Raw genomic sequence first — 12,283 nt, 5'->3', positions numbered from 1 at the left:
TACAGAGATGGAAACAGAACCTATAACGCAGATGCCGTAGGCGCATATAATATCCTGAGAAAATATCACTCCGTATCCGGAGTAAAAAGAGAACTGTCCGTAACCGGACTAAAAACACCAGAAATAATAAAAGTAGCTGTATAGCTCTAAAGAGCAAACAGTAGTGGTGTCATGGATGCACCCTGAAAAAAGGCGGTATCCCGCCTTAATTCAGATGCTCTGGTAACTCAGTTGCCGAGTAATTCACGAAGAAGTGATTCCCTGTCTGTTCCAATCATAGCTACAACAGCATGTGTAACCGAGGACGCCAAAAAAGAAAGCGAATCAGCCGGTTTCACTGCATTTATGACAAAACCTCTGGATATGAGTAAACTTCTCCAGACGATCCAGCAATTATTGAGACATGACTGAGAAAGAAGAACAGTTCGAGTATATGTATCGGCTGTTCTTTTTTTGTTTTCAGGCGTTAAAACGGTAATGTTTTTGATGACAAGTAAAATCGGTTTTACTATAATTTCTATAAGAAAAATCATACAAACAGATGAGGGAAAACTGGCGATTATCACTGGGGTACAGATGCCACAACATTGGTGAAATCTGGTGATTAGAGATTTTTCCAGGGAAATATTACAGATGTTGAATAAGTGTCACATTTTTTTACTGTCCGATTTATTGTATGTTATGTTCCTGCATGCTCCAATAGGTTTTGGAGCATGCAGGAAAATTTTATGAAAATTGCAAGAAAATGGAAGAAAAAAGTGAGAGTATTTTTAACGCTATGGAAAAAATGTGATTTTTGAAAAAACAAAGATTGTAATAATGCCTCGAACGTGACATAATAAGAATGGAAAAGTAAAGGGCAGGTTAAATTCTGATTAGAAACAGGTAAAATAACCTGCTTACATTATGCGCCGATTTCCTGGGATGAGGATGGAAATCAGGCAGACGACAAAGGAGAAAATAATGGGAATTTTTTCAATGATATTGTCATTGCTGAGTGGAGTGGCATTATTTCTGTTTGGTATGTCATTGATGGGCGATGGCCTGAAAATGGTTGCCGGAAATAAGCTGGAAGCTTTCCTGTATCGAATGACAAACACACCGCTGAAAGGAGTTGCTCTGGGTACTGGTGTTACCAGCGTGATCCAGTCTTCTTCTGCCACAACCGTTATGGTCATTGGTTTCGTTAACTCAGGTATGATGAAACTGAAGCAGGCCATCGGTATTATCATGGGAGCTAACATTGGAACCAGTATTACCGGATGGATCCTCTGTCTTTCTTATATTGATGGAAAGAATGGAATTGCTAAGATTTTATCCACTGCAACAATTTCAGCAGTAGTAGCGATTATTGGTATTATCCTTCGTATGGCATGTAAGCGCTCCGTGCATAAAAATATCGGTAATATCATGCTTGGTTTTGCAATCCTGATGACAGGTATGCAGACAATGAGTGGCGCTGTTTCACCGCTGAAAGACAGCCCGACCTTTACAAACATGCTGACCATGTTTTCCAATCCGCTGATCGGTATTCTGGTAGGTATCGCATTTACAGCAGTGCTTCAGAGTGCATCTGCAACAGTTGGTGTGCTGCAGGCATTATCTGTAACAGGAATCCTGACATTCTCCAGTGCATTCCCGATTGTTCTCGGTATCGGTGTAGGTGCTGCCTGTCCGGTTCTGATCTCAGCCATCGGCGCTAATAAAAATGGTAAACGTACAGCACTTGTTTACCTGATCAACGACCTATTTGGCCTGATACTCTGGTCTGTGATCTTCTATACGGTAAATGCTATCGTACATTTCGGATTTATGGATATGATCATGTCACCGGTTTCCATTGCTTTACTGAATACTGTATTCCGTGTGGCAACAGTATGTGTTCTCTTCCCATTTATACCGAAGATTGAACAGCTGGTGTGCTGGCTTGTGAAAGACAGTGCAGAGGAACTGGAGGACGAGGCAGACTTCGACCTTCTGGAAGAACGTCTCCTGAACTATCCTGCACTTGCCATCGGACAGTGCCACCGTGCCATGAGCGGTATGGCAAAGAAGCTTCGTAAGAATGTTAACCGTGCCATGAACCTTCTGAACGAATATCAGCAGGATAAATTTGACAAGGTGCAGAGAAAAGAGAACCTGATTGATAAATATGAGAGCCGTCTTGGCGACTATCTGATGAAGCTGACAAAGCACGAGATGAACAGTGCCCAGACAAAGCAGGCTTCCCTTTATCTTCATACCATCAATGACTTTGAGAGAATTGGTGACCATGCATCCTACATTGCCTATATGTCCAGTGAAATGCATGATAATCATACCAACTTCTCACAGGAAGCCTGGGATGAGCTGAATGTAGTAATGGAAGCAGTCCGTGAGGAGATCAATCTTACCTGCCGTGCGTTCCTCAATGATGATAAAGAGATGGCACAGAGAGTTGCACCGCTTGGAATGATTATCACATCCTTATGCAATGAGCTGAAGATGCATCATGTAGAGCGTCTGAGTAATGGCAACTGCGGACTGGAAGAGGGAACTGTATATACAGACATTCTTAACAGCTTCAACCGTATTGCAGCACATTGTGCAAGTGCAATGGTAGCCCTTCTTAAGAGCGGAGACGAGAATCCGGATATGCATATCCATGATTCCAAGATTTACCCATCTGACAGCGTGGAATATTATACATACTTCAAGGAATATCGCCAGAAGTATGAAATCGTAAAGAACGAGGAACACATGCGAAGCATGGAACCGGAAGAAGTAGAATAATACTTTTATACTACAAAACAGTAAATGTATATGATATAATGACAGCAGATGATCTGGAAACAGATGTCTGCTGTTTTTTTCGTTATAGTTGCCGTGCATGCAGATGGTGGGAATGATTTTTCGAATACGCTCCTGCGTGTGCAGGCTGAGGAGCCAGCAGACAGGATCATTTTTGTAAAAACAACACCCCAAAGGAGGAGAAATTAATTATGTTATTCGACAACAGAACAGTTTATCTCGGTGCATCCAGGGACAAATATGAGCAGTATTGTAAAGCCTTAGATTCAGAGAAAATCAAATACAAAACAAAGAGAGTTAACCACGAAGAAAAAATGATAGCCCCGGGCAGGGGAACTGCCCGCAGCATGGGTGGGAACTTCGGAACAGATAAAACATTGTATGAAATCATGGTCGGAGAGAAAGATTACGACAATGCAATGGGGATTCTGACAGCACTGAAGTAGATTTTACAAAGTATAAATGCCAATTCTACCAGCAGTAGGGTGACTTTCCCCATGGTCTATGACATAATCAAAGTATAAAAAGTGCAAGAAAGACATACAAGGGAGTACACACTATGGTAGACACACAGAAAGTTGGAGCATTCATTGCACAGTGCCGCAAAGAACATAACTGGACACAAAAAGAGCTGGGCGAGAAACTGGGAGTCACAGACAAGGCAGTTTCTAAATGGGAAAATGGAAGATCATTCCCTGACATCACTCTTCTTGAATCTCTATGCGAAACATTTGACATCACTGTCAGCGAACTCCTGTCCGGAAAGAAAATAGAATCAGAAGATTACAAAAGAGAAACCGAGAGACTGTTGATCCAGTGCATTGGCGAGAAACGTCTGAGAGGTTTCCAGATAGGAATTTATCTTCTGGGTCTGGTAACGATTATATTGGGAGGTATTGGCTTCGGTATCTGGGGCACTCATATTTCATGGAAGATAGGTTCTGTACCCATAAAATGGATTTTGCTTGCAGCAGCCCTGATCACTTTTGGCGTCATGGCATACTTCGACCGCAATCTGCCTGGGAAAAATTACCGTAGTTCCATTATATGGCTTGAGTGTATTGTTGAAGCATTTACTTTAGCCTGCATTTTTGGAAATTCTATAATCAGTTTCTGGGATATTGATAATATGACGGAGAGTATAGTTTTTATTCTGATTACAGCTGTAATTATGCTCTGCTTATTTGCCGCCCGAATAATCGCAGCCCGCACAAACCGGGAAGAATATGAGATGCAAAAAAATGCGGATAAACATGAAACAGAATAGTGAAAAGAAGAATCTCTTACATAAAGCAGACAGGCAGAACATGCCTGTCTGTTGTATAACTGGAAAAATATATAGAAAGCAAGAATATGAAATCAAAACAGAAACAGACTGTAAAATCAATTATATAGATGATTTTAAACATATAAAATTTGGAATTGTTTGATATTTGTGTTATCATATTTATATAATCGAAGAAGAAAGTACGCAAAAAAGTGTGCAAGATAGTGTGCAAGATAACGGAAATTCTGGAGGTGTTTTGTGGGAGAATATAAACCGCCATTTACAATAACAAATGAGATATTATCATATGTGTCTTCAATTTCTGAAAAAATAGGGCGAATCACAGCAATCAGCAGTTTGGAAACAAAACCGCACCTGGGAAAGAATAACCGAATTAAATCTATTCATTCATCTTTAAAAATAGAAGCGAATTCTCTTTCTCTGGGGCAGGTCAGGGATGTAATCAATGGCAGGCTTGTACTGGGGGAACAGAAAGAAATACAGGAAGTAAAAAATGCATATGCTGCGTATGAAAGCCTTTTGGAAATTAATCCCTATAGTATAAAAGATTTAAAGAAATTTCATGGGATTATGACAAAATATCTTGTAGAAGAATGTGGGGAGTTTCGCCATGGAGAAGAGGGAGTTTTTAATGGAGATGAATGTATTTTTATGGCACCTCCGGCGCAATTTGTACCGCAGCTTATGGATGAACTGTTTGAATGGATGAAGAAATCAAGGAGTAGTGTTCATCCATTGATTATGAGCAGTGTATTTCATTATGAGTTTGTCTTTATTCATCCATTTGCTGATGGTAATGGAAGAATGGCAAGATTATGGCACACTGCGATTTTAGCTAAATGGAAACCTGTATTTGAGTTTATTCCAATCGAAAGTCGAATTGAAAAATTTCAGGATGAATATTATGATGCGATTGCCAGATGTCATGTTTCAGGAGAATCTACCATTTTTATAGAGTTTATGTTGTCACAGATAGACAGGATTCTGGAAGATATTTCGCTTCAGATGAATGAAGAAAATGAACAGTTTTCAGAAACTGTCAGGAAAATGCTTGAAATCATGGAGTATGATACGCCTTATACAAGAAAAACACTTATGGAAAAACTGGGGTTAAAGTCCAGAGATGGATTCCGCAGAAATTATTTGCAACCCGCACTTGAGATGAATTTGATCCAAATGACATTACCAGATAAACCGAATAGCAGAAATCAGCGATATATGAAAATATAAATTGCACATCTGTAACTCTGCTGAACTGTCTTAAATGCATTATTTACGAGGACTGCAAGCTCCTTCTGATAAACTGCAAAGCAGTTATTCGGTTATGAGCAAGTAGCGAAGCGGATTGCGAATATCCGCTTGACCTAACATTGCCTCACCTATCAAGGTGAGGCAATTGCATATCCGAGCATATCGCTCAAATATCCATAATTGTATATGTAAAATCAGATAACGAATCATGCTTGACAGAAGTTTAAGTAAGAGATATAATCGACTTAAACAGAAACGTTTCGGTTTCGGGAGCGTTTCTTGCACTGTAGCAATAAGAACAAAAAATATACATCATTAATTATGAGGAGGAAATCGTTATGCCACTTGTAACATCAAAAGAAATGCTGGCCAAGGCTCAGAAAGGCAGTTATGCAGTGGGTGCATTTAATGCGGAGAATATGGAGATGGTGAAAGCAATCATCCAGGCTGCGGAGGAACTGAAAGCGCCGGTTATGATCCAGACAACACCATCTACAGTGAAATATGGAACAGTAGAAACTTATGCAGCGATCGTTGCAGCAGAGGCTGAGAAAGCATCTGTTCCGGTATGTATGCATCTGGATCACGGCAGTAGCTTTGAACTTGCTATGCAGGCAATGCATGCAGGTTATACTTCTGTTATGATCGATGGCTCTAAGCTGGATTTTGAGGCTAATATTGCAGAGACAAAACGTGTGGCAGATGTTGCAAAAGCACTGGATATTCCATGCGAAGCTGAGCTTGGCAAGGTTGGTGGCAAAGAGGATGATCTGGAGGCTGAGGCAGACACAAATACAGATCCTCAGGAGGCAAAGGAGTTCGTTGAACGTACAGGAGTTACTTCTCTTGCTGTTGCCATCGGAACTGCACATGGCTTCTATGTAGGAACTCCCGTTCTTGATAAGGAACGTCTCAGTGAGATTCGCCAGGTTGTAGATATTCCGCTTGTACTTCACGGTGCATCTGGTTTAAGTGATGAGGATGTCAGGGACTGTGTAAAACGTGGTATCTGTAAAGTGAATTTTGCTACAGAGCTTCGTGCAGCATATTCCAAGGCAGTCAAAGAGCTTCTTGCAGAAAAACCAGACACCATTGATCCGAAAGCATATGGAAAAACTGCTATCGCAGCAGTGAAGGAACTGGTAATGGCAAGAATGAAGGTCTGCGGATGCGACGGCAAGGCAGAAAAATAAAATGGCCGCAACAATGAAAGATATAGCCAGACTGACAGGACTTGGACTGGCTACAATCTCTTCCTATTTTAACGGAGGAAACGTCAGAGAAAAAAACAGAGTAAAGATTGAAAAAGCTATTGAGGAACTTCATTATGAGGTAAATGAAGTTGCCAGAGGACTTAAGACAAATGCGACAAAGACCATAGGCGTTGTAATCCCGGAGCTGAATAATATATTCTGTGCCGAGATTATAACAGGGATGGAAGATATTCTCAGAAGTCACGGTTATGCAACCATCGTCTGTGATTGTCGTACAGATAAGAAGCTGGAGCAGGAGGCAGTGGAGTTCCTGATCCGCCGCAGGGTGGATGGAATTATTAATATGCCGGTGGATGAAACAGGGGCACATCTGAAGAAATTCCAGAAAACAGGCAAGCCGATCGTGCTGATAGACCGTAAGATTCAGGGAATTCCCTGTGACAGTGTTCTGGTGGATAACAAAAAAGCTGCAGAGGATGCGATGCAGCTTTTTATAGAAAAAGGGCATAGAAAAATTGGAATTATAGGTGGCCCTGAGGGGATTTTTACAGCAGAAGAACGTCTGGAAGGATATTACACAGCTCTTAAAAAAGCCGGAATTCCCATAAAAAATTCACTGGTATATCATGGTGACTATACGATCCAGGGAGGTGTCAGAGGCCTGGAAGAGCTTGTCCGGGAGAACCCGGATATGACAGCGGTTTTTGTGACCAACTATGAAATGACAATGGGTGCAATAATCGGAGTCAATGAACTGGGAATACAGATTCCGGAGCAGCTTTCTATGATAGGGTTTGATAATCTTCAGTTTGCAAGGGCGTGCCGTCCCAAGCTGACGATCGTATCACAGCCCACCGACAGGATTGCCAAAGAGATTGCAAGGATTATTCTGGAGCATCTTGAAAAGAAAGAAGAAAGATCTGAGGAACCTTTTATGGAGAAACTTCAGACAAAGATTATGGAAGGAAAATCTGTAAGTATTCTGAACAGATAAAATAGAATCATGGGAGCAGCAAAATGATGAAATCATATTTATTGGGGATCGATATCGGAACAAGTGCCTGCAAGGTTGCGGTATTTGACAGGAATGGAAAAGTTCTTGCAGCAGCCAGTGGTGATTATCCGGTATATTATCCACATGAGGGATGGGCAGAGCAGAACCCTGAGGAATGGTGGTATGCAGTCTGCCGGGCAACAAAGGAAACCATACAGAAGGCAGATATCACTGCAGATGAGATTGCAGGAATCGGGATCGATGGTCAGAGCTGGTCTGCAATACCAATTGACAGAGAGGGAAACGTGCTGGCCAATACACCAATCTGGATGGATACGAGAGCACAGTCTATTTGTGACAGACTGAATCAGGAGATTGGACAGGAGGAGATTTTTGAGGTGGCGGGAAATTCTCTTCAGCCTTCTTATTCTACTGCAAAGATCCTCTGGTATAAAGAAAATCTTCCGGAGGTATATGCAAAAATCTACAAAATCCTTCAGTCCAACAGCTACATTGCATTTAAACTGACAGGTGCGGTTACCCAGGATGTGTCACAAGGATATGGATTGCATTGCTTCAATATGAAGAAGGGATGCTGGGATGAAAAGATGTGTAAACGTCTTGGAATCCCCATGGAATTTCTTCCGGAAATCTGTGATTGTGACCATGTGGTTGGAACAGTTACCGGGAAGGCAGCTGCAGAGTGTGGACTTGTGGAAGGGACTCCGGTAGTTGCCGGGGGACTTGATGCGGCCTGCGGAACTCTTGGTGCAGGTGTGATTCATTCCGGTGAAACACAGGAGCAGGGCGGACAGGCCGGAGGAATGAGCATTTGTACAGAGGAATATAAGGCTGATCCGAGACTGATCCTGAGCTATCACGTTGTCCCGGGTAAATGGCTTCTTCAGGGAGGAACCACCGGAGGCGGCGGTGTAATGCGCTGGTTTGAACGTGAATTTGCAGATTATGAACGGATGATGAAAGAACAGACAGGTGTCTCATCTCTGGACCAGCTCAATAAGATTGCAGAAAAAGTTGCACCGGGCTGCGAGGGAATGGTATTTCTTCCATATATGTCAGGAGAGCGTTCTCCTATCTGGAATCCATATGCAAAGGGTGTTTTCTATGGATTGGATTTTGCAAAAACAAAAGGACATATGGTCCGTGCCTGCATGGAAGGGGTGGCATTTTCCCTGCGGCACAATCTTGAAGTGGCCAGGGAAGCCGGGGCAGAGTCAGATGTATTGAGAGCTATGGGCGGTTCTGCCAATTCCCTGCTCTGGACACAGATCAAATCCGATATTACAGGAAAACCGATCATAGTGCCGGCATCTGATACGGCAACTACCCTTGGTGCGGCACTTCTGGCAGGGGTGGGAGTAGGCTTTTACAAAGATTATGAGGAAGCAGTTTCACTTACGGTCAAAGAGACCCGCCGCCATGAACCGGATCCGAAGAACAAAGCAGTTTATGACAAAACTTTTGAGACTTATATGGAACTTTATAAATCTCTGGCACACATAATGACTGCAAAATAAAAAGCAGAATTCATGAAAGGAGAAATATATTATGAAAGCAGCAGTAGTAGTTGCAAATGAAGATGTACAGTATCAGGAAATGGAAGAACCTAAGGTGACCAAAGGAACTGTTAAGATACGTGTCAGATATTCTGGTATCTGCGGCTCAGACATTCCGCGTGTCTTGAATCACGGGGTCCATTTTTATCCAATCGTACTTGGACATGAGTTTTCCGGAGATGTAGTGGAAGTTGGGGAAGGTGTGACGAAGGTAAAAGTGGGAGACCGTGTTTCCGGCGCACCGCTTCTTCCATGTATGAAATGTGATGACTGTCAGCAGGGAAATTTCTCTCTCTGTAAGCACTACAGCTTCATAGGCTCCAGACAGCAGGGAAGTAACGCAGACTATGTGGTTGTTCCGGAGCAGAACGCAGTTCCTTTTGACAGTAGTGTTCCGTATGAACAGGGCGCAATGTTTGAGCCTGCAACAGTTGCAATCCACGGTGTATTCCAGAATGATTACCACGGTGGTGAGTATGTGGCAATTCTTGGCGGTGGTACAGTTGGAATGTTTACCATGCAGTGGACCAAGATCTTTGGTTCCAAGAAAGTGGTAGTTTTTGATATCAGTGAGGAACGTCTTGAACTTGCAAAACGTCTTGGCGCAGATGAAGTGATCAACACAAAAGAAGAAGGCTATATGGAAAAAGCCATGGCGATCACAGGCGGTAAGGGTTATGGTTTTGTATTTGAGACAGCAGGACAGGTTCCGACAATGCATATGGCATTTGAACTGGCAGCAAACAAAGCTCATGTCTGCTTTATCGGAACTCCTCATGAGAATCTGACATTTACACCGGCACAGTGGGAAAATATGAACCGTAAAGAATTCAAACTGACCGGTTCCTGGATGTCCTACAGTGCACCATATCCGGGACGCGAGTGGGATCTGACTGCACATTATTTTGCAACCGGTCAGCTGAAATTTGATCCGGGCTTTATCTATAAAAAGATCCCGATGAGCCAGGCACAGGAAGCATTTCAGTTATTTAAGACACCGGGACTTGTAAAAGGTAAGATTCTTTTATCAAACGAGGAAGAATAAGATGATACTTACAGTGACATTAAACGCCGCAATCGATAAGAGATATGTGGTAGATGCTTTTAAAGCAGGCGAAGTAAACCGGGTAAAGGAATGTTCTTATGTTCCTGGCGGGAAAGGTCTTAATGTGTCAAAACCGGCTTCTATATACGGTGCAGAAGTTGTTGCTACTGGATTTGTAGGTGGGCATGCTGGGAATTATATCGAAGATGCCCTGAAGCCCTTTGGAATCAAAGGAGATTTTTACCATGTGGATGCAGAGAGCAGATCCTGTATAAATATCTGGGACGAAGTCAACCATGTGCAAACCGAATTTCTGGAGCCAGGCTTCACTCTTACAGAAGAAGATTTTCTGGGATTTGAAAAGAAATTCAGAGAATTAGTGAAGAACGCAGATGTTGTTTCTATGTCAGGAAGCGTTCCAAAAGGCCTGAATGGAACCGCATACCAGAGACTGGTCAGAATTGTGAAGGAAGCTGGAAAGCCAGTGATCCTTGATACCAGTGGAAAGCTCCTGGAAATGGGGATTGAAGCCTGTCCGACACTGATCAAACCAAACATTGATGAGATCCGGATGCTGACAGGCAAGCAGTGCGATGATATTCAGGATATTATTGAGGCTGCAAAGATAATCCATGCCAATGGTGTTGAGATCGTAGTAGTTTCACTTGGAGCAGACGGTTCTATCGCAGTAGGTGAAGAGGGAATCTTCCGTGCTGTCGTGCCGAAGATCGATGCAGTAAATACGGTTGGCTGCGGAGACTCCATGATCGCAGGCTTTGCACTTGGTTTGAGCGATGGCCTTTCATTGGAAGAAACCTTAAGAAGAGCCAGTGCGATCTCAGCTGCATCTGCAATGCGCAAGGAAACAGGATTTTTTGTGATGGAAGATATGGAAAAACTGCTTCCGAAAATCAAAATTGAAAAACTGTAATAATAAAACGAAAACTATATAAGGTGAAAAAGTCAGGAGGAAACAAAAATGGCAGAATTTATTGATCCGGCAATCGTGCCGAAAGTAACCCTTCCGTCAGGAGAAAAAGTACCATGCATGGGTATGGGAACCTTTGGTTCTGACCGTGTGAGCGCAGAGGAAGTTTCTCAAGCAGTAGCAGGTGCGATCCGCTGCGGATATCGTATGTTTGACTGTGCAGCATGTTATGGAAATGAGCATCAGATTGGTGAAGTTTTCAGGGCAGCCTTTGATGAAGGGGTAGTAGGAAGAAAAGATCTTTTCATTATGACAAAGGTATGGAATGACATGCATAGAAAGGTAGAAGAAGCCTGTACCAGAAGCATTCAGGATCTTCAGTGTGACTATGTGGATCTGTATTTTATCCACTGGCCATTCCCGAACTACCATGCACCATTCTGTGATGTAGATTCTAGAAATCCGGAATCCAGACCTTTCAGTGTGGAGGAATTTATGGATACCTATCGTCAGTGTGAGGAACTGGTAGAAAAAGGTAAGATCCGCTATATCGGTATTTCCAATATGACTATTCCGAAACTGGAAGCAGTTCTTCCGTTAATGAAGATCAAACCGGCGGCATGTGAACTGGAGCTACATCCATGTTTCCAGCAGCAGGAACAGTATGATTATCTGATTGCTCATAACATCCAGCCGGTAGGATATATGCCCCTTGGTTCTCCAAGAAGACCGGAAAGAGACATCTGCCCGGAGGATGTGGCTGATATGCAGACCCCGGAAATGCAGGAGATTGCCAAAGCGCATGGAGTACATCCGGCATTGATTGCCCTGAAATGGGCCCATCAGAGAGGGGAAATCTCCATTCCATTTTCTGTACATAACTATGTAAGTAACCTGAAATGTGTAACAGAAGATCCCCTGACTGATGAAGAAATGGCCAAGATCGCTACCCTGGAAAAAGGAAACCGACTTGTCAAAGGCCAGGTATTCCTGTGGGAAGGTGCAAAGGACTGGCATGACCTGTGGGATGAAGATGGGGTTATTGTAAAATAAAGCGAGAAAAAGCATCTGTTAAAGTGATATGATACCTCTAAAGTAGACAGGTTAAATAACCAAAATCTACTTTGGAGGTATTTTTATGGGTAGAAAACCCAAGTGTACAGTTGAAGAAAAAATTGCTGCTGTTGAGGATTACC

At 42.7% G+C, this 12,283-nt stretch carries 11 protein-coding genes; all 11 read left to right on the top strand.

What is annotated here, in order from left to right:
• Positions 1 to 963 precede the first annotated feature (963 nt).
• The 11 genes from H8Z82_RS15820 to H8Z82_RS15775 all read left to right on the top strand — a co-directional run bounded on the left by H8Z82_RS15820 (position 964) and on the right by H8Z82_RS15775 (position 12,140).
• Entirely contained in the window at positions 964 to 2,772 is a 1,809-nt protein-coding gene (locus H8Z82_RS15820) for a Na/Pi cotransporter family protein (RefSeq protein ID WP_117674225.1), read from the top strand.
• A 209-nt stretch (positions 2,773 to 2,981) separates the two neighbouring features.
• Positions 2,982 to 3,236, top strand: a complete 255-nt coding sequence (locus tag H8Z82_RS15815) for a hypothetical protein (RefSeq protein ID WP_186995655.1) — start codon at positions 2,982 to 2,984, stop codon at positions 3,234 to 3,236.
• A gap of 113 nt (positions 3,237 to 3,349) precedes the next feature.
• On the top strand, positions 3,350 to 4,057 hold the full coding sequence (locus tag H8Z82_RS15810; protein WP_186995654.1) for a helix-turn-helix domain-containing protein: 708 nt from the start codon (positions 3,350 to 3,352) through the stop codon (positions 4,055 to 4,057).
• Positions 4,044 to 4,220 (top strand): hypothetical protein, encoded by a 177-nt coding sequence (locus H8Z82_RS17200; protein WP_207724693.1) that lies wholly within the window; start codon positions 4,044 to 4,046, stop codon positions 4,218 to 4,220. Before H8Z82_RS15810 ends, H8Z82_RS17200 begins: the two co-directional genes overlap by 14 nt.
• A 95-nt stretch (positions 4,221 to 4,315) precedes the next feature.
• Positions 4,316 to 5,308, top strand: coding sequence for a Fic family protein (locus H8Z82_RS15805; RefSeq protein WP_186995653.1), 993 nt, complete (start codon positions 4,316 to 4,318; stop codon positions 5,306 to 5,308).
• A 359-nt stretch (positions 5,309 to 5,667) separates the two neighbouring features.
• Positions 5,668 to 6,522: a class II fructose-bisphosphate aldolase gene (locus H8Z82_RS15800; protein WP_186995652.1), complete on the top strand. Its 855-nt coding sequence runs from the start codon at positions 5,668 to 5,670 to the stop codon at positions 6,520 to 6,522.
• A 1-nt stretch (position 6,523) separates the two neighbouring features.
• The gene (locus tag H8Z82_RS15795; protein WP_186995651.1) at positions 6,524 to 7,537 is read left to right on the top strand and encodes a LacI family DNA-binding transcriptional regulator; all 1,014 of its coding nucleotides are present in this window, start codon (positions 6,524 to 6,526) and stop codon (positions 7,535 to 7,537) included.
• Between the two features lie 26 nt (positions 7,538 to 7,563).
• Entirely contained in the window at positions 7,564 to 9,075 is a 1,512-nt protein-coding gene (gene xylB / locus H8Z82_RS15790; protein ID WP_186995656.1) for a xylulokinase, read from the top strand.
• A 31-nt stretch (positions 9,076 to 9,106) separates the two neighbouring features.
• The gene (locus H8Z82_RS15785) at positions 9,107 to 10,159 is read left to right on the top strand and encodes a galactitol-1-phosphate 5-dehydrogenase (RefSeq protein ID WP_186995650.1); all 1,053 of its coding nucleotides are present in this window, start codon (positions 9,107 to 9,109) and stop codon (positions 10,157 to 10,159) included.
• Position 10,160: 1 nt separating this feature from the next.
• Entirely contained in the window at positions 10,161 to 11,090 is a 930-nt protein-coding gene (gene pfkB, locus H8Z82_RS15780) for a 1-phosphofructokinase (RefSeq protein WP_019162931.1), read from the top strand.
• 48 nt (positions 11,091 to 11,138) lie between these two features.
• Positions 11,139 to 12,140 carry an aldo/keto reductase gene (locus tag H8Z82_RS15775; RefSeq protein ID WP_186995649.1) on the top strand — a complete coding sequence of 334 codons (1,002 nt, stop codon included), beginning with the start codon at positions 11,139 to 11,141 and terminating at the stop codon, positions 12,138 to 12,140.
• The last annotated feature ends 143 nt before the right edge of the window (positions 12,141 to 12,283 follow it).

Source organism: Blautia difficilis (assembly GCF_014297245.1).
Taxonomy (GTDB): domain Bacteria; phylum Bacillota; class Clostridia; order Lachnospirales; family Lachnospiraceae; genus Blautia_A; species Blautia_A difficilis.
Note: the sequence above shows the minus strand (reverse complement) of the source record. Positions and strands in the feature narration are given on the sequence as shown.

What these genes read in the sequence shown, in the direction of transcription:
- H8Z82_RS15775 (WP_186995649.1), top strand. Translation starts at nt 11,139, where the DNA reads ATGGCAGAATTTATTGATCCGGCAATCGTGCCGAAAGTAACCCTTCCG.
- pfkB (WP_019162931.1), top strand. Translation starts at nt 10,161, where the DNA reads ATGATACTTACAGTGACATTAAACGCCGCAATCGATAAGAGATATGTG.
- H8Z82_RS15785 (WP_186995650.1), top strand. Translation starts at nt 9,107, where the DNA reads ATGAAAGCAGCAGTAGTAGTTGCAAATGAAGATGTACAGTATCAGGAA.
- H8Z82_RS15795 (WP_186995651.1), top strand. Translation starts at nt 6,524, where the DNA reads ATGGCCGCAACAATGAAAGATATAGCCAGACTGACAGGACTTGGACTG.
- H8Z82_RS17200 (WP_207724693.1), top strand. Translation starts at nt 4,044, where the DNA reads ATGAAACAGAATAGTGAAAAGAAGAATCTCTTACATAAAGCAGACAGG.
- H8Z82_RS15815 (WP_186995655.1), top strand. Translation starts at nt 2,982, where the DNA reads ATGTTATTCGACAACAGAACAGTTTATCTCGGTGCATCCAGGGACAAA.
- xylB (WP_186995656.1), top strand. Translation starts at nt 7,564, where the DNA reads ATGAAATCATATTTATTGGGGATCGATATCGGAACAAGTGCCTGCAAG.
- H8Z82_RS15810 (WP_186995654.1), top strand. Translation starts at nt 3,350, where the DNA reads ATGGTAGACACACAGAAAGTTGGAGCATTCATTGCACAGTGCCGCAAA.
- H8Z82_RS15820 (WP_117674225.1), top strand. Translation starts at nt 964, where the DNA reads ATGGGAATTTTTTCAATGATATTGTCATTGCTGAGTGGAGTGGCATTA.
- H8Z82_RS15800 (WP_186995652.1), top strand. Translation starts at nt 5,668, where the DNA reads ATGCCACTTGTAACATCAAAAGAAATGCTGGCCAAGGCTCAGAAAGGC.